This window comes from Paenibacillus sp. Y5S-9 (genome assembly GCF_036894235.1).
Lineage (GTDB): Bacteria > Bacillota > Bacilli > Paenibacillales > Paenibacillaceae > Paenibacillus.
The window spans coordinates 145,731-164,819 of sequence record NZ_CP145887.1; the positions used below are offsets into that span (position 1 = coordinate 145,731).

General features: G+C 47.5%; 17 protein-coding genes and 8 tRNA genes. All 25 read left to right on the forward strand.

What is annotated here, in order from left to right; all coding sequences use genetic code 11:
• Positions 1 to 66: 66 nt before the first annotated feature.
• The 25 genes from V6669_RS00690 to V6669_RS00810 all read left to right on the forward strand — a co-directional run bounded on the left by V6669_RS00690 (position 67) and on the right by V6669_RS00810 (position 18,736).
• A tRNA-Ser gene (locus V6669_RS00690) sits at positions 67 to 158 on the forward strand.
• A 43-nt stretch (positions 159 to 201) separates the two neighbouring features.
• Positions 202 to 278: transfer RNA gene (locus V6669_RS00695), tRNA-Met, on the forward strand.
• 9 nt (positions 279 to 287) lie between these two features.
• Positions 288 to 363 (forward strand) — tRNA-Val (locus V6669_RS00700).
• 5 nt (positions 364 to 368) lie between these two features.
• Positions 369 to 444: transfer RNA gene (locus V6669_RS00705), tRNA-Thr, on the forward strand.
• A gap of 9 nt (positions 445 to 453) precedes the next feature.
• A tRNA-Asp gene (locus tag V6669_RS00710) sits at positions 454 to 531 on the forward strand.
• Positions 532 to 552: 21 nt separating this feature from the next.
• A tRNA-Phe gene (locus tag V6669_RS00715) sits at positions 553 to 625 on the forward strand.
• Between the two features lie 12 nt (positions 626 to 637).
• Positions 638 to 723, forward strand: a tRNA-Tyr gene (locus V6669_RS00720).
• A 7-nt stretch (positions 724 to 730) separates the two neighbouring features.
• Positions 731 to 803 (forward strand) — tRNA-Lys (locus tag V6669_RS00725).
• Positions 804 to 945: 142 nt separating this feature from the next.
• Positions 946 to 2,139: a helix-turn-helix domain-containing protein gene (locus V6669_RS00730; protein ID WP_338589849.1), complete on the forward strand. Its 1,194-nt coding sequence runs from the start codon at positions 946 to 948 to the stop codon at positions 2,137 to 2,139.
• A gap of 103 nt (positions 2,140 to 2,242) precedes the next feature.
• The gene (gene ugpC, locus V6669_RS00735) at positions 2,243 to 3,370 is read left to right on the forward strand and encodes a sn-glycerol-3-phosphate ABC transporter ATP-binding protein UgpC (RefSeq protein ID WP_017691279.1); all 1,128 of its coding nucleotides are present in this window, start codon (positions 2,243 to 2,245) and stop codon (positions 3,368 to 3,370) included.
• Between the two features lie 418 nt (positions 3,371 to 3,788).
• Complete coding sequence (gene hprK / locus V6669_RS00740) at positions 3,789 to 4,727, forward strand: HPr(Ser) kinase/phosphatase (RefSeq protein WP_017691278.1); 939 nt, start codon at positions 3,789 to 3,791, stop codon at positions 4,725 to 4,727.
• A gap of 121 nt (positions 4,728 to 4,848) precedes the next feature.
• Entirely contained in the window at positions 4,849 to 5,874 is a 1,026-nt protein-coding gene (gene lgt / locus V6669_RS00745; RefSeq protein WP_036616160.1) for a prolipoprotein diacylglyceryl transferase, read from the forward strand.
• A gap of 6 nt (positions 5,875 to 5,880) precedes the next feature.
• On the forward strand, positions 5,881 to 6,537 hold the full coding sequence (gene ppaX / locus V6669_RS00750) for a pyrophosphatase PpaX (protein ID WP_017691276.1): 657 nt from the start codon (positions 5,881 to 5,883) through the stop codon (positions 6,535 to 6,537).
• Positions 6,534 to 7,076: a DapH/DapD/GlmU-related protein gene (locus tag V6669_RS00755; protein WP_036616162.1), complete on the forward strand. Its 543-nt coding sequence runs from the start codon at positions 6,534 to 6,536 to the stop codon at positions 7,074 to 7,076. The genes ppaX and V6669_RS00755 overlap by 4 nt, the downstream gene beginning before the upstream one ends.
• A 404-nt stretch (positions 7,077 to 7,480) precedes the next feature.
• Positions 7,481 to 8,680: an ATP phosphoribosyltransferase regulatory subunit gene (locus tag V6669_RS00760; protein WP_338589857.1), complete on the forward strand. Its 1,200-nt coding sequence runs from the start codon at positions 7,481 to 7,483 to the stop codon at positions 8,678 to 8,680.
• A gap of 1 nt (position 8,681) precedes the next feature.
• Positions 8,682 to 9,341, forward strand: coding sequence for an ATP phosphoribosyltransferase (gene hisG / locus V6669_RS00765; protein ID WP_338589859.1), 660 nt, complete (start codon positions 8,682 to 8,684; stop codon positions 9,339 to 9,341).
• Positions 9,342 to 9,486: 145 nt separating this feature from the next.
• Entirely contained in the window at positions 9,487 to 10,791 is a 1,305-nt protein-coding gene (hisD, locus tag V6669_RS00770) for a histidinol dehydrogenase (RefSeq protein ID WP_338589861.1), read from the forward strand.
• Complete coding sequence (gene hisB / locus V6669_RS00775; RefSeq protein WP_338589863.1) at positions 10,784 to 11,413, forward strand: imidazoleglycerol-phosphate dehydratase HisB; 630 nt, start codon at positions 10,784 to 10,786, stop codon at positions 11,411 to 11,413. Before hisD ends, hisB begins: the two co-directional genes overlap by 8 nt.
• Before the next feature lie 3 nt (positions 11,414 to 11,416).
• Complete coding sequence (gene hisH / locus V6669_RS00780) at positions 11,417 to 12,043, forward strand: imidazole glycerol phosphate synthase subunit HisH (RefSeq protein WP_338589865.1); 627 nt, start codon at positions 11,417 to 11,419, stop codon at positions 12,041 to 12,043.
• 62 nt (positions 12,044 to 12,105) lie between these two features.
• Positions 12,106 to 12,840 carry a 1-(5-phosphoribosyl)-5-[(5-phosphoribosylamino)methylideneamino]imidazole-4-carboxamide isomerase gene (gene hisA / locus V6669_RS00785; protein WP_338589867.1) on the forward strand — a complete coding sequence of 245 codons (735 nt, stop codon included), beginning with the start codon at positions 12,106 to 12,108 and terminating at the stop codon, positions 12,838 to 12,840.
• Positions 12,841 to 12,870: 30 nt separating this feature from the next.
• Entirely contained in the window at positions 12,871 to 13,632 is a 762-nt protein-coding gene (gene hisF, locus V6669_RS00790) for an imidazole glycerol phosphate synthase subunit HisF (RefSeq protein ID WP_338589869.1), read from the forward strand.
• A 1-nt stretch (position 13,633) separates the two neighbouring features.
• Positions 13,634 to 14,359 (forward strand): bifunctional phosphoribosyl-AMP cyclohydrolase/phosphoribosyl-ATP diphosphatase HisIE, encoded by a 726-nt coding sequence (gene hisIE, locus V6669_RS00795; protein WP_076216873.1) that lies wholly within the window; start codon positions 13,634 to 13,636, stop codon positions 14,357 to 14,359.
• 12 nt (positions 14,360 to 14,371) lie between these two features.
• Complete coding sequence (gene hisJ / locus V6669_RS00800; RefSeq protein ID WP_338589871.1) at positions 14,372 to 15,196, forward strand: histidinol-phosphatase HisJ; 825 nt, start codon at positions 14,372 to 14,374, stop codon at positions 15,194 to 15,196.
• A 76-nt stretch (positions 15,197 to 15,272) separates the two neighbouring features.
• Positions 15,273 to 16,220 carry a ribose-phosphate pyrophosphokinase gene (locus V6669_RS00805; RefSeq protein WP_338589873.1) on the forward strand — a complete coding sequence of 316 codons (948 nt, stop codon included), beginning with the start codon at positions 15,273 to 15,275 and terminating at the stop codon, positions 16,218 to 16,220.
• A gap of 254 nt (positions 16,221 to 16,474) precedes the next feature.
• Positions 16,475 to 18,736: a helix-turn-helix domain-containing protein gene (locus V6669_RS00810; RefSeq protein WP_338589875.1), complete on the forward strand. Its 2,262-nt coding sequence runs from the start codon at positions 16,475 to 16,477 to the stop codon at positions 18,734 to 18,736.
• Positions 18,737 to 19,089: the final 353 nt, after the last annotated feature.

The following is a 19,089-nucleotide window of genomic DNA, read 5'->3' on the forward strand; positions in this document are numbered from 1 at the left end:
CGCGTGTTTCGTTTCGAATCTAGTTTTCAGGGAGCAATCCTTGAATGATGTTGATGATTGTTATTTGGAGAGATACCCAAGTGGCTATAAGGGGACCCTCTGCTAAGGGGTTAGACTGCGTAAGCGGTGCGAGGGTTCGAATCCCTCTCTCTCCGCCATCTTTACCTAAAGATGGACAAGCAATCAAGACACAATTAATATGGCGGTGTAGCTCAGCTGGCTAGAGCGTACGGTTCATACCCGTAAGGTCGGGGGTTCGATCCCCTCCGCCGCTACCATATTACCCAGGAGGCTTAGCTCAGCTGGGAGAGCATCTGCCTTACAAGCAGAGGGTCGGGGGTTCGATCCCCTCAGCCTCCACCATATACGCCGGTGTAGCTCAACTGGTAGAGCAACTGACTTGTAATCAGTAGGTTGGGGGTTCAAGTCCTCTCGCCGGCACCATTAATGCCTGGAACCGTGGTGTAGTTGGCCTAACATGCCTGCCTGTCACGCAGGAGATCGCGGGTTCGAATCCCGTCGGTTCCGCCATTAATCCTAAAAATTAAATATGGCTCGGTAGCTCAGTCGGTAGAGCAGAGGACTGAAAATCCTCGTGTCGGCGGTTCGATTCCGTCCCGAGCCACCTTTAATCCCTGGAGGATTAGCGAAGTGGCCAAACGCATCAGACTGTAAATCTGCTCCCGTACGGGTTCGGTGGTTCGAATCCATCATCCTCCACCAGTTTTATGAGTCATTAGCTCAGTTGGTAGAGCACCTGACTTTTAATCAGGGTGTCGAAGGTTCGAGCCCTTCATGACTCATCGCTAAGAAAAGAGTGATTAATCATTAATTTGATTAGTCGCTCTTTTTGTTATGTGATTTTAGCTCAATATGGATATTTATTAATGCTGGGCAAGATATGATAAACTAATAGAAAACATGCAGAGTGGTGACGTTCATTATATGAAGCTCATACCTGATCTAAAACAGCAAATTGAAGTCATTATAGGCACAACTTTGGACGAATATGAAATTACAATAGAAGAGTGGATGCAATCCGTTGCTAATTTGGTTGGTCGACATGAAAATTTAGGGACCTTTGGTGGTGAAGGTGAGCGTCAGAAGTTATCTAATCAATCTACATCTCCAAGTTCATCCGATGTGATCAGTTTGAATACGGGAAAGCGTATATTTTTTAAAGTTCGGATGCATGAGCAAGAAGAGACCGTCGTGTGTTGGGGATGCCCTGCAAAATCTATTACCGTGGAAACACGACAATTGATTGAGCTTTTGATCCGTACTAACACGGTTCTACCCGATGAGGTACTACCTGTTGTATATGAGAATGATAGGGAGCAGTATTTGACTGAATTGGGTCTCTGGCTTAAAGAGCAGATCGAAGAACCAACCAAACAGGAATCTGAAGCGGTTCCTGATCGCTTTGTGGTGCCCGCAGGATTGAATGCTGAGAAGATTCTCTTCTTGCTGCAAGGGGATACACCGGATGCACATCGTTTACGGTCCAAGGAACTCAACAAGTTGCTTGAGAGTTACTTTGGCGAGGAGATTGTCTTGATCCCTTTGGGGGAGCAAGAGTGGATTTTCATGGGTGATAAAGAAATTGTTACAGAGGAAGCCGAGGAAGATACAACGGAAGCCAAAAAGGATTCGCTGAACGCTTTTTGTCTGGGGTTGCATGAATTGGTTGCCAGTGAGTGGGCTGGGGTGTTCCATCTGTCTGCATCTCTGCCATGCATTCCTGCACAACAACTTGTATCGGTTACAGTTCTTCTTAAAGAAAGTGTTCACTTGGGGAGAGCATTCCATGTTACGCAGCATATTCATCTCCCATGGGATCTGCACCTGGAGCGGTTGGTAGCGAGCATTCCACATGATCAACGTATACGTTTTATAAAGGAAACTGGCAAAGACACGGTAATCTTCAATGACAGTGAGACCCTTGCTACGCTGGAGACCTTTTTTAGCCTGGACTGTAATGTTAGTGAGACAGCCAAACGACTTTTCATTCATCGCAACACGTTGGTTTATCGTCTGGACAAGATCAAACAGGAGATTGGTTACGATGTAAGGCACTTCGAAAGTGCTGTTCTAGTGCAGTTTTTGCTGCTTATGTACAAAGTGACGAAAAAGCATTGATATTTTTGTGCAGTTTGCGAATAGTCAAACCTCATGCAGATAGGGTATTATAAAAATACAAATTGTATTCGATTACAAAATGATCTCTGAGGAGGCAACAATCATGGCTGGAGTACGTTTAGAGCATATTTTCAAAAAATACCCGGGTTCTGATAAAGCAACTGTAGTTGACATTAACCTGGACATTAAAGATAAAGAATTTCTGGTATTGGTAGGTCCGTCCGGTTGTGGTAAATCAACAACACTGCGTATGATCGCAGGCCTTGAGGAAATTTCTGAAGGTAAACTCTATATCGGTGACCGTGTCGTTAATGATGTTGCACCTAAAGACCGCGATATCGCGATGGTATTCCAATCCTATGCCTTGTATCCGCATATGAGCGTATATCAAAACATGGCATTTGGTTTGAAATTGCGTAAGGTTAAAAAAGATGAGATCGACAAACGTGTACGTGAAGCAGCTAAAATCCTGGATATCGAGCATTTGCTTGAGCGTAAACCTAAGGCTTTGTCCGGTGGTCAACGTCAACGTGTCGCTTTGGGACGTGCGATTGTCCGTGATCCACAAGTCTTCTTGATGGATGAGCCTCTTTCCAACTTGGATGCCAAACTGCGTGGTCAAATGCGTGCTGAGATCACTAAACTTGCGAAACGTTTGGAAACAACTGTTATCTACGTAACGCATGACCAGATCGAAGCAATGACGATGGGTGATCGGATCGTTGTTATGAAGGATGGTATCATCCAACAAGCAGCTTCTCCGGAAGAGTTGTATAACCTGCCGGCTAACCTGTTCGTAGCTGGTTTCATCGGTTCCCCGACAATGAACTTTATCTCGGGTAAACTCGCTGAGCAAGGTACTAGCATGCATTTCATAGCTCCTGGTGTGGATGTTGAAATCCCACAAGGTAAAGCACAAGTGTTGAAATCTAGAGGATACATTGGCAAAGAAGTGATTCTGGGTGTTCGTCCAGAAGACATTCACGAAGAGCCAGTATTCTTGGAAGCATCCCCGAACTCTGTATTCTCTACACACGTAGATGTTACAGAGAACCTGGGTCACGAAATGCTCCTCTACTTGAGCGGTGTTGGTAATGATACAACGATCGCACGTGTAGACGGACGTTCTAACACTCGTGATGGTTCCACAGTTAAAATGGCCATCGACATGAACAAAGTTCATATCTTTGACAAAGAGACTGAAGTGAACGTACTTCTTCAAGACAAATAATACTGAGATTCCTCGGTGACGATGGAACCTGACAGTTAACGCAATTATACATTGTAATGAGAGCCCCTTCCGTTATTGCTGGAAGGGGCTTTTTTAAGATTAATGAATTTATAAGTTTCGGCAGAGTTGAAGGATTAATAATCGTAAGAAAAACACCCCTTAAACTACGAATGTAGTATCCTAGAAGGTGCTTCGATCAGAAGACTTTTCTTACTAATGGTTGTCGGAGGCCGCGATTGCATTCAGCCCGGAATTCATTTAAGATTATTTGAAGGTCTGTCTTCATATATTTGAGAGAATCGACTGTTGGAAGGGTATGCAGTCTGTACCCCATGTTGTGAATGCGCTAATAATGGAAATAACTGATACACGATCCGATGTACATAGAGGGACAGCTAATGCTGAAAGGAAGAGACAAATGGCGAAAAAAGTGAAAGTATCTGAACTGGTGCAGCAATTTCAGTTGGAGGTTGTTTCTGGATCTCACGGATTGAAAAGAGTCATTACGGTAGATGACCTGAACCGTCCTGGTCTGGAAATGGCCGGTTATTTTGAATACCATCCACAAGAACGGGTACAGCTACTTGGAAGAACGGAGTTAGCTTTCTTTGCAATGTTACCTGAGCAAGAGCGGCGCGATCGTATGCAACGTCTTTGTACGGAAGAGACGCCTTGTATCGTTGTCACGCGTGGACTGGAAGTTCCGCAAGAGCTGATTGATATCAGTGAAGAGCAGAATCTGGCTGTACTTCGTAGTAACATGGCTACTACGATTCTATCCAGCCGGATCACGGGTTTCCTGGAAAAGAAATTGGCACCAACAGCAACCATTCACGGTGTACTTTGTGATGTCTATGGCGTAGGTATGCTGATCACAGGTAGTAGCGGTATTGGTAAGAGTGAAACAGCGCTTGAACTGGTGAAACGTGGACACCGACTGATTGCCGATGATGCGGTAGAGATCCGCCAAACGTCAGATTTTCAGCTGCACGGTACTGCACCTGAATTGATCCGCCACTTGCTCGAGATTCGAGGTGTCGGTATTATCAACGTCATGACATTGTTCGGAGCCGGTGCGGTTCGGAATAACAAACGGATTACCTTGGTTGTACGTCTGGAAGCATGGCAACAAGATAAACAATATGATCGTCTGGGTCTGGATGAAGAGACTACACGTATCATTGATACGGATGTGCCTCTTGTTACGATTCCTGTTCGTCCGGGACGGAACTTGGCGGTTATTATTGAAGTGGCAGGTATGAACTATCGCCTGAAACAGATGGGTCTGAATGCTGCGCTGCAATTCACGAACAAGCTGACAGCAACCATCTCGGAAGATATGGAAGACATGGATTAAGAAACATTTTATACAAGGGAATGAAGATAAATGGTTGACATGCACTGCTTCTCTTAAGGCGCAGTGTATGCCAACCATTCGTCATGCGTGCGATTGATTGAATAAATAGGAGTGTGAATGAATGGATACATTATTACTGTTGAACCCGATTGCGTTCTCTATTGGAGCGTTAAAGGTTCACTGGTACGGGCTTATTCTTGGTGCCGCGGCACTTATAGGACTCCTGCTCGTGATCCGGGAGGGCAAACGATACAATATTCCACAGGAAGTGTTCATGGACATGGTCTTGCTGGGCGTGCCTTCTGCCATCATTGGTGCCCGCATCTACTACGTCGCATTTAAATGGGAAGATTATAAGGATAATTTCTGGGATGTCTTTAAAATATGGAATGGCGGTATCGCCATCTATGGTGCACTTATTGGTGCTATTATCTGTGCAGTTATTTTCTTCCGTCGTAAAGGATATAACTTCTGGCGTATGGCCGATATCTGTGCGCCTGGACTGCTCGTTGGACAGTTGATCGGACGCTGGGGGAACTTTGTGAATCAGGAAGCCTACGGCGGTCCTGTGGAAGAATCATTTTTGAGAGACAAGCTTCATCTGCCGGACTTTATTGTAAATCAAATGAACGTAGAGGGCGTATTCCACCATCCTGCATTTTTGTATGAATCGATGTGGAGTCTCGTTGGTCTGGTCTTGCTCTTGGTTCTGCGTCGTCAGAAGTTTCTCCGTTCAGGTGAACTGTTCATGTCTTATTTCATCTGGTACTCTATCGGTCGTTTCTTCATTGAAGCTCTACGTACGGACAGTCTTGGCTTCCAGGCTCCGCAATGGGTTGCTTCATTAGTGAACGGGCTGTGGTCTCCAATGACTGCAATGGGCTTTGAACAAGGATATCTTGATCCTGCTTACGGTAACGTAAGAATCTCGCAACTGCTCGCGATTGGCATCATTATTGTTGCTGTTGTATTCATTGTGGTGAGAAGAGTGACAGGTAAAGCAGATGTTCGTTATAGTGATCCGATTGTATCGTCCAAAGTTACCTCAGATGATATGGAGCATACGGGAACAGTTGCTGGCAAAGAGAATAAGTTAACACCTCCAGCCAAAGATGAATCCAAGCAAGTTGATGATAAAAAGGAGTAATGCAACATGATTGACACGGTATTGTTTGATCTGGACGGAACGATTATTGATACCAATGAGTTGATTATCAGCTCATTCCAGCATGTCATGGGGGGATGGGAACATTCAGCTCCATGGACACGGGAACAGATCATTCCACATATGGGTGGTACACTGGAGCAGCAAATGCGTACCTTTTCTGGCCAGGAGGAAGTTTCCGAGTACGTGAAAGGTTACCGAGCCTATAATGATATCCATCATGAAGCGATGGTAAGACCTTTTCCACATGTTATTGAGGTAGTAGAGGCGCTGCATCAGGCCGGCATTGTGATGGGTGTAGTCACAACCAAAATTCGTCCATCTACATTAAAGGTACTAGAACGTTTTGACCTACTGAAATATATGAAGACGATTGTAACAGTGACCGATGTAACGAATCCGAAGCCACATGCTGAACCGGTACTGAAAGCCATGACGGAACTGGGTGCAGATCCTGCCAAAACGTTAATGGTGGGTGATAGTCCGGTGGATATCCAATCGGCACAGAATGCGGGCGCTCTATCGGCGGGGGTTGCATGGTCTCTTAAAGGAGAAACGATCCTGAACGGATATGGACCCGACCATATGTTGCATGACATGAGAGACTTGTTGAAACTCATCCGTATTGAAACGGGACGTTCATGAGAAAAGTAACCCGCTATCCGGTAGAGGACCAGAATGCACTTTGGCATATCTACAAGACAGTGAGTCCGTGGAAGGGCGTTCGTAATTTTATCTGGATCCAGTTGTCACGCTACTGTCCGATTCTATCGGTGAAGAACTGGATTTACCGCCGAATGCTCGGCATGAAGGTGGGAAAACACACGGCCTTTGGCCTGATGGTGATGGTGGATGTGTTTTTTCCGGAGAAAATAACGGTCGGCGAAAACTCGGTCATCGGTTACAACACAACGATTCTTGCTCATGAGTATCTCATTAAGGAGTACAGGCTCGGTGAGGTGATTATCGGGGAAAATGTACTGATTGGTGCAAATACAACGATCCTGCCTGGTGTAACTATAGGAGATGGAGCGGTTGTAGCTGCTGGAGCTGTCGTACATAAGGATGTTGCACCAGGAGCTTTTGTTGGAGGTAATCCACTGCGTGATTTATCCCGCGCGGCAGCTTCTACGGAAGAAACTGTCTTTAACACGGATGATTCTTCTCAGGGTAGTGTGCATTAAGTCAATAAAGTAACGAATGAAGATGAATCAATGAAGATGATTCGTAGTAAAAAGCTGCTTATGGCAGCTTTTTTCGTATATAAATACCGATTGGTGAGGGTAACGGTGTGTATATCAAACGATATGCCTATCCAAGGGCAATCAAGCTTTGGTATTGTTGACGGTAGTGCGGATTTCATGTTATCATATCCCATATCCTTTAGTTTGTTAGCACTTTACCATGTGAAAGTATTCTCGGAGAAATTAATCATGATAAAGGTTGAACTAAACCAATAGTTGAAGGCTTTTTGCAGCAATAAGGTGATTCAAGTTTATAAGATAGAATGGGGATTTACACTACATAAATCCTGTTGAAATAGAACGAATGCAACTCCTAAATTACTGACTCGGGGTGAATATTACCAATGTCCAAACCAAAAGGTTTTGAAAAACCGACCGGATTCCGCGACTACACACCACATGTAGTATCCAAGCTGCGGACGATTGAACGCAATGTACTGGAATGTATGGAACGCTGGGGTTACCGTCAGATCATCACACCAACGATTGAATATTACGACACGGTAGGTGTGGCAAGTTCTACATCAGATCGCAAATTATTTAAATTATTGAACAGCCGGGGAACCACTCTGGTGCTCAGATCGGATCTAACGGCTCCAATTGCACGCGTAGTTTCATCGATGCTTAAAGATGAGCAGATGCCGCTGCGTCTGTCCTATCATGCGAACGTATTTCGTTCTATTGAAGAGGAAGCTGGGCGTGAGGCAGAATTTTTCCAGACGGGCGTGGAGCTGGTTGGAGACGACTCACCTGAGGCGGATGCAGAAGTTGTTGCGCTTGCGATTGCCTCTTTGCAGGCAGCGGGTGTGTCTTCTTTTAAAATAGCGATGGGTCATATGGGATTCCTGAATGGATTACTGGAGGAAGTGATTCCAGGCCAGACAGCGGAGCAGGAGCAATTGAAGGAAGGGTTGCTCGGACGTGATTATGTCGGCTATCGTCAGTCGATTGAAGCATTGAATCTGGAGCCTAAGCTGAAAGAACAGCTTGAAGCGATCCTTCGTCTGCGCGGTGGTAAGGAAGTATGCACACATGCGGTAGAGCTAAGTTCAAGTGCTGAAGCAGCACAGTCGATTGCACATCTATGTGCCGTATTCGAAGTGTTGGAAGCGTACGGTGTATCCGAGCATGTGCTGATTGATCTGACGATGATCGGTGATTTCTCCTATTATACAGGCATGACCTTTGAAGGGTATGCAGCAGAACTGGGATCTCCGGTGTGTAGCGGTGGACGGTATGATAATCTGTTACAACAATTCGGGCGCTCGTTGCCAGCTACAGGATTTGCTTTGAAAACGAACCGTATTATTGATGGTGTTCATGGCATTACCATTGAAGAGAAAAAAACGGTACTTATCCAATATACCCCGAAACGTCGGGCCGAGGCATTAACAGAAGCGGCAAGATTACGCAGTATGGGACAAAATGTAGTGACACTCCTTCTTCCTGAAGACGGGGCTGGTGCAAGTGCCGTATCGGTTGAAGCAAGAACCGCTCAGGCTGAGCAGGTTATTACTTACGGATCTGAAGAAGGAGGACGCTGAGATGTCGGATATTCTGAAGGTGGCCATGCCGAAGGGCCGAATCTATAAAAAAGCCTCCAAATTGTTTCGTGAAGCGGGGCTGGATATTCCAGAAGACGTGGATGATACACGCAGATTGGTCATCGAAGTACCGGAAGCGGGAATGGAATTCATTATGGCGAAGCCAGTAGATGTTCCAACATATGTGGAGTACGGTGTTGCCGATATCGGAATTGTTGGTAAAGACGTGCTGCTAGAGGAAAATCGGGACGTGTACGAACTGTTGAACCTGGGAATTGCCCAATGCCGTATGTCTGTGATCGGACTTCCAGACTGGAAGCCAGGCATACAGCAACGTGTTGCGACGAAGTATCCAAGGATTGCTTCACAGTATTTCCGGGAGCAGGGTCAGCAGGTCGAGGTGATCAAGCTGAATGGTTCCATTGAGCTTGCACCCCTGATTGGTCTGGCAGACCGGATCGTCGATCTGGTGGAGACCGGTCAGACACTGCGTGAGAACGGATTGGTGGAGATGACAGGCATTCTGGACATCACCAGCCGCCTTATCGCCAATCGGGTAAGTTATCGGATGAAAAATGCACGAATCCAGGCTTTGTGTGATGCACTTCAGCAGGTCATTCCGGCATCGAATGAGATATCGGCGGGAAGTGTTCGGGGATAAACTACTACGTCAGAAATATAGATGAGAAACATGTAAAGCAGAAGCAGAAGCAGAAGCAGAAGCAAAAGCAAGAGTAAGAGACACAACAAGGAAACGGATCGGCCATAAAAAGGCAGGCATTACAGAGGATGAGGAGGTTGTACGTATGAAAATTGTACCTGCACGGGAGTTTGATCTGAAGCGGGAAGTGGAGTATGGCACGCCAGAGCAAAATGAAACGGTACGGCGTATTGTCAGCGACATTCGCCGTGAGGGTGATGCGGCACTGCTGCGTTACACGGAGCAGCTGGACCGCACAAAGCTGACGGCCGCGGAATTGCGCGTGCCGCAGGAAGAGCTGCAGGCGGCTTATGCAGCCGTGGAGCCATCCTTTGTGACGGCGATTCGGCAAGCCGCCGCCAACATTCGTGCGTTTCACGAGAAACAGAAACGCAACTCGTGGATGGATTGGCAGCAGGACGGCAGCCTGCTGGGACAGGTCATCCGACCGCTGAAGCGGGTCGGCGTTTATGTACCTGGCGGCAAAGCAGCGTATCCATCGTCAGTGCTGATGAATGTGATTCCGGCACAGGTGGCAGGCGTGCCGGAGATTGTTCTCGTGACGCCGCCGTCTACGAATGGTGGCGAAGGTATTAACCCGTACATCCTCGTTGCTGCTGCGGAAGCAGGCGTGAGCGAGATGTACCGGGTTGGCGGCGCTCAAGCTATCGCCGCCCTGGCTTACGGCACGGAGAGTATTGCCCCGGTCGACAAGATCTGTGGACCGGGCAATATTTACGTGGCGCTCGCGAAGCGCGAGGTGTACGGCGCGGTCGATATCGACAGTATCGCCGGACCGAGTGAGATTGTGGTGCTCGCCGATGATACAGCGAATCCGGTGTATGTCGCCGCGGACCTGTTGTCGCAGGCGGAACATGACGAGATGGCATCGGCCATTCTCGTCACGAATTCGACCGCGCTGGCGGAAGCCGTGCAGGGCGAAGTGCAGCGGCAGCTTGAAGTGCTGCCGCGGCGGGATATCGCTGCTGCTTCGGTAGAGCAGTATGGCGCCATTATTGTGGTTGATTCCATCGATGAGGGAATCGATGTGGTGAACCGGCTTGCACCGGAGCATCTGGAGATCATGGTGCAGGAGCCTATGGCTTACGCTGGCCGGATCGAAAATGCCGGCGCGATCTTCCTCGGCCCGTACAGCTCGGAGCCGGTAGGGGATTATTTTGCCGGACCAAATCACATTATTCCGACCAATGGTACTGCGCGATTCAGTTCGCCAGTGGACGTGGATGATTTTATCAAAAAATCGAGTCTGATCTATTATAGTAAAGAAGCGCTGCTGCAGAACGGAGCGGCTATTATAGAGTTGGCCCGCCATGAGGGTCTTGAAGGGCATGCCCGTGCAATCGCTGTACGGTTAGAACAGGAAGGAAAGGCGGAATTGGACAATGGATAAGCAAAATAAAGGTGTTGAACTTGAAAACAAAGGTGCAGTGCGCCAAGCAGAGGTTGACCGCAAAACAAACGAGACCAATATCCAATTGGCCTTTACTGTAGATGGAACAGGACAATCCACGATTGAAACAGATGTACCCTTCCTGAACCATATGCTGGATCTGTTCACGAAGCACGGACAATTCGACCTGAACGTTCAGGCTCGCGGAGATATTGACATCGACGATCATCACACGGTTGAAGACATCGGAATCTGTCTGGGACAGACGTTGCGAGAAGCGTTGGGTGACAAACGCGGTATTAAGCGCTACGCCAGTGTTTTTGTACCGATGGACGAGGCACTCGCTCAGGTTATTATTGATGTGAGTAACCGACCTCACTTTGAATACCGTGCTGAATACCCTTCCCAACAGGTAGGCAGTTTCTCCACGGAGCTGGTACATGAATTCCTGTGGAAATTGGCGCTGGAAGCTCGGATTACGTTACATGTCATTGTGCACTATGGTCAGAACACCCACCACATGATTGAAGCGATCTTTAAGGCATTGGGACGTGCTCTGGATGAAGCAACGATGATTGATCCACGTGTAACGGGTGTGCCTTCCACGAAGGGAGTGCTGTAGACGATGGCGATTGCAATTGTCGATTACGGTATGGGTAACCTGCACAGCGTCGGCAAAGCGGTCGAACGTCTTGGCTACGAAGCGCTGGTCACAGGTGACCGGGAAGAGATTCTTGGTGCAGATGGTGTTATTCTGCCAGGCGTAGGTGCTTTTGGTGATGCGATGGTTCATCTGCGGGAGAGTGGATTGGATACGGTGGTGAAAGAAGCCGCTGCCGGGTCCAAGCCACTGCTCGGGATCTGTCTGGGGATGCAGTTGTTGTTCAGCTCAAGTGAAGAGCATGGCGAACATGAGGGACTGGATATTTTGTCAGGTAAAGTGGTGCGTTTCGCCCCAGGAGAACTGAAGGTTCCTCATATGGGATGGAACCGTTTGGAATTCCTGCACGCGGAAAACCCGCTATTTGCGGGGCTTGAGGCAGGTCACGTCTATTTTGTCCATTCCTATCATGCGCTTACTGAAAACAGGGAGGATCTGCTGGCGGTAACGGATTACGGACATCCGGTGACAGCCATTGTAGGCAGAGGATCCAACTTCGGTATGCAATTCCACCCGGAGAAAAGTGGAGAGCTTGGTATGAAGTTGCTCGGCAACTTTTTGGCTCTGACAGGAGCACCTATACAAAGGTAAAGCATCATCTCTTCTTAACTATAGAAAGCGTACAAATCTAATTCATATTCAGGAGGCCTTGTATGTCATCTTTTATCCTATATCCGGCGATTGATATCCGGGACGGCAAATGTGTAAGACTGGTGCAGGGAGATTATAATCAGGAGACCGTGTATAGCGATGACCCGGTTCAAGTAGCTCTATCTTGGGAGAAGCAAGGCGGTACATACGTTCATCTGGTCGATCTGGATGGTGCCAAAGCGGGTCATCCTGTTAACGATGAGCTGATCGGGCGGATTGCCTCGGCTGTGAATGTACCTGTTCAGGTGGGTGGCGGACTTCGTACGGTAGCTGATGTAGAGCGTTTGCTTGGTCTGGGTGTTAGCCGACTAATCATTGGAACAGCAGCAATTGAGGATCGTGCTTTTACAGAGGAAGTATTGGGACGTTACGGCGACAAAGTGGCAATTGGTATTGACGCTCGTAATGGTTACGTAGCAACCCGCGGATGGCTTGAAACATCGGAAGTACAGGCAGAGGTACTCGCGAAGGAATTGGCGGCGTATGGGGCAGAAACGTTTATCTTTACGGATATTTCCCGAGATGGCATGATGCAGGGTCCTAATGTGGAAGCGATTGTGTCTCTAGCCAAGGCAAGCGGACGGACGGTTATTGCTTCCGGCGGTGTGAGTGTAATGGATGATTTGCTTCGTCTGAGTCGCCACGCGGATGATGGTGTTGGTGGAGCAATTGTGGGTAAAGCACTGTATACGGGAAGCATCGATCTGTCTGAAGCGGTACGTGCAGTAAATAAGTAAGGGATATTCGGATAGAGAGGAAGAGGTAGCATGCTGGCAAAAAGAATCATCCCCTGTCTGGACGTGAAGGACGGCCGGGTCGTCAAAGGCGTCAACTTCGTTAATCTCCGCGATGCGGGTGATCCGGTAGAGCTGGCGGCACTATATGACCGCGAGGGCGCGGACGAATTGGTGTTTCTCGATATCTCCGCTTCGGTAGAAGGTCGCGAAACGATGGAAGAAGTTGTACGGCAGACGGCGGGCGAGATCGCTATTCCCTTTACGGTAGGTGGTGGCATCTCCAAGGTGGAGGACATGAAGCGGATTCTCCGTGCAGGTGCGGATAAAATTGCAGTGAATACAGCCGCGGTACTTAATCCGCAGTTGATCGCAGATGGTGCACGTCGCTTTGGCTCGCAGTGCATCGTGGTAGCGATTGATGCCAAGTTTAACGAAGCTTGGGGCGAGTGGGAAGTCTATACCCATGGTGGACGGAAACCCTCCGGGATCAAGGCGTTGGAATGGGTTAAACAGGCTGAGAGCTTGGGCGCGGGAGAGATTCTTCTCACAAGTATGGACGCGGACGGAACAAAAGACGGCTTTGATCTGAAGCTGACGGCAGCAGTATCCGAATCTGTGCGTATTCCAGTCATCGCATCGGGCGGTGCGGGCAAAGAATCTCATTTCTATGATGTATTTACCACAGGCAAAGCGGACGCAGGGCTGGCCGCAACGATTTTCCATTACAAAGAAATCGCCGTACCGGCGTTAAAACAACATTTGAGAGAACAAGGGGTGGAGATCCGTGACTAAAGTGAGCGATGAAATCAAGGAACAGTTATCCTTGGAACAGGTTGTGGAACACATTCGTTGGAGTGACGGTTTGGTTCCTGCCATTGTGCAGGATGTAGATACTCGTGAAGTTTTAATGATGGCTTATATGAATCGCGAATCTCTGAAGTTGTCGCTTGAATCCGGTGAAACCTGGTTCTGGTCACGCTCGCGTCAAGAGCTGTGGCATAAAGGGGCAACATCTGGCAACGTGCAGACGATTACTTCCCTAAAATATGACTGTGACGGCGATACTTTGTTGGTTGAGGTGAAACCGAACGGTCCGGCTTGTCATACAGGTGCGGTAACTTGTTTCCATAATGAAATCATTGGTTTGCCAGAGAAATCGGCAGACAAGGCTTCGGATGAAGCGGGTGCGGCATCTGCTTCTGCAAGTTCCGGTTCCGAAAGTCGCTTTGAGGTATTGGCTGAACTGGAATCCGTTATTGCAGAGCGTGAACGTGAGCGCCCTGAGGGTGCATATACAACGTATCTGTTTGATAAAGGTGTAGACAAAATACTGAAAAAAATCGGTGAGGAAGCGTCCGAAACGATCATCGCCGCCAAAAATAAAGATAATGACGAGCTTCGTCTGGAAGTCAGTGACCTGATGTATCACCTGCTCGTCCTGTTACAAGAGCGCAAGCTGCCGCTGGACGACATTATGTCAGAGCTGAGCCGCCGTCATGAACGGCCTCGCCGCGATTAGGAGGCGAGTTTCGTGCGTATAGACTATCATACACACCATGAGCGGTGTGGACATGCCGTTGGCAAACTGGAAGCGTACGTGCAGCGTGGTGTGGAGATCGGACTATCCCAGATTGGATTGTCCGATCACATGCCCTTGTTGCATGTCGATCCGGCTCAATATTATCCGGAAATGGCGATGCCTATGGATGAACTGCCGCGTTACGTAGAGGAGTGTTTCTCCCTGAAAGAACGTTACCGTGGGCAGATTGACGTACGTGTTGGTCTGGAAGGTGACTATATTGAAGGCTGGGAAACAGAGATCCGTGCGATCATTGAGCGTTATCCATGGGATTATGTGATTGGCTCCGTTCATTTCCTCGGGGAATGGGACATTACGGATTTCCGCCAGACCCATCACTGGGATGGCAAAGACATCCTTGAAGTATATCGTCAGTACTATGATGCCGTAAGCAAGGCAGCTGCGACGGGTATGTACGATATTATGGGCCATACGGATGTCATTAAACGGTTTGGCTATGCTCCTTCAGCGGAGCAGACAGATGAACGTATCTCACTGGAGAACGCAGCGCTGCAGGCTATTGCCAAAAGTGGCTGCGCCATGGAGCTGAATGCTTCCGGGTTATCAAAGCCTTGTGCCGAGATGTTCCCTAGTCGCAGAATGCTGACAGAAGCCATTCGATTGGGCATTCCATTAACCATGGGTTCTGATGCACATGACCCACTGAAGCTGGGGGATTATTTGCCTGAAGCTGAAGCACTTTTACATGAGTTGGGCTGTACGGAGGTCGCTGTTTTTGAAGGCCGTCATCGCTCGTTCATTCCTTTAAATGTATAAGCCAGTGGAGTATAATGAGGGAAATAACCTTTTAGCTAAGGGATTATATAGGGACTTCAACCCTCGGGAGGGCATTATGCAGCATTCGTTACGTATTTTTTCCGGTTCATCGAACCCTAAGCTGGCAGAACAGGTATGTGACAAGCTGGGTGTACAACTGGGCAAGATCAAGCTGTCCAGGTTCAAGAGCGGAGAAATATACGTTCATTATGAAGAAACGATCCGTAATTGTGATGTGTTTCTGGTACAGTCGTTGTCTCATCCGATCAATGAGCTGTTTGTCGAGCTGTTGGTGATGATTGATGCCGCCAAGAGGGCTTCAGCGCGCACTGTGAACATCATTGTTCCGTATTATGGCTATGCTCGACAAGAGCGTAAATCCGCTCCACGGGAGCCGATCTCGGCCAAGATGGTAGCAGATGTATTAACTACGGCTGGCGCCAATAGAGTGGTAACGATCGACCTGCACGCAGCGGCTATTCAGGGATTCTTCAACATTCCGGTTGACCATATGACATCACTGGATCTGATTAGTGATTATCTGTTAAGCAAAGGAATCGAGAACCCTGTTGTAGTCTCCCCGGATGCGGGACGAGCATCGATGGCAGAGAAGCTGGCGAACCGTCTGGATTCTCCATTTGCCATTATGATCAAGAAACGTCCAAGCCATAATGAATCGGTGATTACCCATGTCATTGGTGATGTAGAAGGACGGACACCTATTATTATTGAGGATCTGATCGACACCGGAACAACCATTCTGAATGTTGTGGAAGGGTTGAAGGAACGTGGGTCCAAAAATGTATATGTATGTGCAACACACGGATTGTTCTCGGATGGGGCGGTAAGTAAGTTGAATCACCCGTCAATTGAAGAGGTGGTAGTTACGGACTCGATCGCACTGCCAGATGACCACCCTGAATGCTTCAAAGTGTTACCTGTTGCGCCAATGCTGGCCCGCGCCATACGCATTATTGTGGATGGTGGCTCCATGGCCACATTGTTTAAGGATTCTGGCATTTAGAGCATCGAGGATATAACGGTGTGCTGCCAGATGAACTGTTCCGTGTCTGAGTTGTTGTCTGCTCAGCACGGTTTTTTTGTTTTGGCTCTTTGAATTCAATTCTTGCTTTGCTGCTCAGAGGCTTGTGCTATAATAACATAAAATCAGTTATGATAGCGTTATCATATAGTGTTCAGCCCCTAAGGTGAGATGGATGCTGAACAGTAGAACCACGGCTGAGAACATTGGCATCGTGGAGTGAGGAGTGGGGTCTATTGTCTCGTAATTGGTACTACCGGTTATTGTTCTCGTACTTCCCAATTTTTTTTCTTACGGTCACCATTCTCATTTTCATCGCGTTTGTTTTCATCAATGACATCTCTAAAGAGGAAACCAAAAAAGCAGACCGGATCTCCTCCAGTTATATGATAGACACGGTGGATCGTACAATCAGGGATCTTGAACTATCCATCCTGGAAACGGTACAGAGTCAGCAGGCATATAAACTCTATTTTAATAACACAAACCTGACCAGTTCGGACACGGTGTATGCGATAGCGCAGAATTTACGTGAGCTATCCAATTCGTCCTCATGGATTCAATCCATCTATCTATATGACAAGCGAAATAAACATGTTCTGACCGTAAGTGGTTCCAGAGAAGCGGACAGTTTCTCAGATAAGGCTTGGATTAATCAGATGGTTTCCGGGTCTATCGGTTCAGGCTGGCAGCCGGTCCGGGAATTCGATACGGACTCTGCTCAACGTACCCCTATTCGCGTATTAACGGTGAACAAGGACATGCCTTTGCCTTTTGGCTCTCAGGGTACATTGGTCATTAATATCAAGATGAGCAGCATTGAACAGAGTGTAGATAGTATGGTTAATGGTCAGCTCTCATTCCTGACGATTACGGATCGGGACGGTAAGGTTGTGTATAATGCACACTCGGACCAAGAGGGCTCGATAGACGGTCAGGAACTAAATAGGCTATCGCTAGAAAGACTGGGCTGGACAATATCCAGTGGAATTAAGGCCGGCAACTTATTTGGCTGGGTATCTGTCATATCTTATGTATGGGTAATCATTGCTATTGTGACTGTCATCTGTGCGATTGTATATATCGTGTATATTACTCGCCGTAACTATAAGCCCATTCAGATCATCATGAACCGGATTGAGTCTCATCAGATTCGGGTGTTCGAACACTCAGGTGCTCGCACGGATGAGATGAAGATGATTGATGGTGTGCTTGAGAATCTGATTAATCATATGATGGATTATGACAAGAAAAGCAGGGAAAATGTACTCATGCAGCGCAGCAAGTTGTTCAATGCCCTGTTGCATGGTGAACACATGGAAAATGCAGCAGAGCAATTAAAAGAGCTCTCTCCACTGAATGACGTGCAAGACTCGTCGCGTTTTGTCGTTGTTGTTGGAGAGATTAACCGTTATGAGAAGGGATTTCAGGAGAGGTACACGAGAGGTGAACAAAATACGCTGAAGTTTGCCTTGATGAACGTTTTGCAAGAGCTGTCACGTAATACGGGAGTCCAATGCTGGACGGAATGGATTAGTGTAGATCGAATTGCAATCCTGTTTGTGTTCAAAGAACAGAATGATAACAACTTGGATATGTCTGGGCAGATTCGTGTAGTAGCTGAGGAATGTAAATCCTGGGTAGAACAAAATCTACGCATTTCCTTAAGCTTTGGCATTGGTCCTATTGCTCAGGGAATCGGTACAATACGGGATTCCTATGCGGCCGCAGAAGCGGTAATGCAACGCAAACTGTTGATGAATGGAGATGTCGGCCAAGCCGACTGCGGCGAACCACAGCATCCTTTGCTGGATACCTATACCTATCTGCAGATGATTGCGGACTTTGTTAAGCGGTTCAGGATGTCGAGTGGACAGTGGCGGGAACAGTTGGAGGAGATCTTTACAGCATTTGAACAGAACAAACTGCCGGATGACGAGATTCGTTCACTGATTCAAGCCATGTTACAGATGCTCAGCCGAGAGGTAGCCATGATGTCGGAAGGGCTCCAGGAAGAGCTGTCCGAAGAAAACATCAACAGATGGTTGAGTGCTGTGGAAGAGGCAGAGACGCTTACGGATGTGAAAAGTCTTTTGTTTGATGGTCTGACGGACTTGTTCAGAACGTATGTAGCGGTAACGGAAACCAAGAGTTACAAAGCCATGGTCAACGAAATGAAAAATTATATCGAAGAACAGTTTGCGAATCCGGATCTTTCATTGAAACATCTGAGCGACCGATTCCAGATTACGGGCAAACATGCGAGTTATTTGTTCAAGACAGAATTCAACATGAAGTTTGTTGATTTTGTTACAGAACTTCGCATGAAGGAGACGGAGCAGCTTCTGCTCAATACCGATTACTCTTTGCAGGATATTGCCCTGAAGGTTGGGTATGCAAACGGAATTACGTTGGGACGTGTATTTAAACGGGTAACGGGCATTACACCAGGAGATTATCGTCGTTTGAAACGTGAACATCGAGAACCCGAAGAGTAACACAATTATGATCATATTCTGAGATCTGTACATCAGGATAACACAGGGTGAATTTCATGCAGTCACTTTCCACTTAGGAGAGAGGCTTGCAGAGGTTCGCCCTGTTTTCGTTGAACAGTTCTCTGCTGACGAGATCGATGCAACTGTTTTCGCAGGATAGCAAGTTAATATTCCTGTTTCTTCACCGTTTACGAATATAGGCAGTGTGTGAAAATGGTTTATCCGTATTGGGACAGGCAGTTTCGAGTCATGAGGCATTGAGAGCCATCAAAGCCTAGGGCAGCGTAGCTTTGGGAAAATAATCAGTCTGCGAAAATGGGCTTAACACATAAACTAAATTCCGTTTGTAAGCG

Coding starts and splice junctions, on each gene's coding strand:
- V6669_RS00730 (WP_338589849.1), top strand. CDS start 946: ATGAAGCTCATACCTGATCTAAAACAGCAAATTGAAGTCATTATAGGC.
- ugpC (WP_017691279.1), top strand. CDS start 2,243: ATGGCTGGAGTACGTTTAGAGCATATTTTCAAAAAATACCCGGGTTCT.
- hprK (WP_017691278.1), top strand. CDS start 3,789: ATGGCGAAAAAAGTGAAAGTATCTGAACTGGTGCAGCAATTTCAGTTG.
- lgt (WP_036616160.1), top strand. CDS start 4,849: ATGGATACATTATTACTGTTGAACCCGATTGCGTTCTCTATTGGAGCG.
- ppaX (WP_017691276.1), top strand. CDS start 5,881: ATGATTGACACGGTATTGTTTGATCTGGACGGAACGATTATTGATACC.
- V6669_RS00755 (WP_036616162.1), top strand. CDS start 6,534: ATGAGAAAAGTAACCCGCTATCCGGTAGAGGACCAGAATGCACTTTGG.
- V6669_RS00760 (WP_338589857.1), top strand. CDS start 7,481: ATGTCCAAACCAAAAGGTTTTGAAAAACCGACCGGATTCCGCGACTAC.
- hisG (WP_338589859.1), top strand. CDS start 8,682: ATGTCGGATATTCTGAAGGTGGCCATGCCGAAGGGCCGAATCTATAAA.
- hisD (WP_338589861.1), top strand. CDS start 9,487: ATGAAAATTGTACCTGCACGGGAGTTTGATCTGAAGCGGGAAGTGGAG.
- hisB (WP_338589863.1), top strand. CDS start 10,784: ATGGATAAGCAAAATAAAGGTGTTGAACTTGAAAACAAAGGTGCAGTG.
- hisH (WP_338589865.1), top strand. CDS start 11,417: ATGGCGATTGCAATTGTCGATTACGGTATGGGTAACCTGCACAGCGTC.
- hisA (WP_338589867.1), top strand. CDS start 12,106: ATGTCATCTTTTATCCTATATCCGGCGATTGATATCCGGGACGGCAAA.
- hisF (WP_338589869.1), top strand. CDS start 12,871: ATGCTGGCAAAAAGAATCATCCCCTGTCTGGACGTGAAGGACGGCCGG.
- V6669_RS00805 (WP_338589873.1), top strand. CDS start 15,273: ATGCAGCATTCGTTACGTATTTTTTCCGGTTCATCGAACCCTAAGCTG.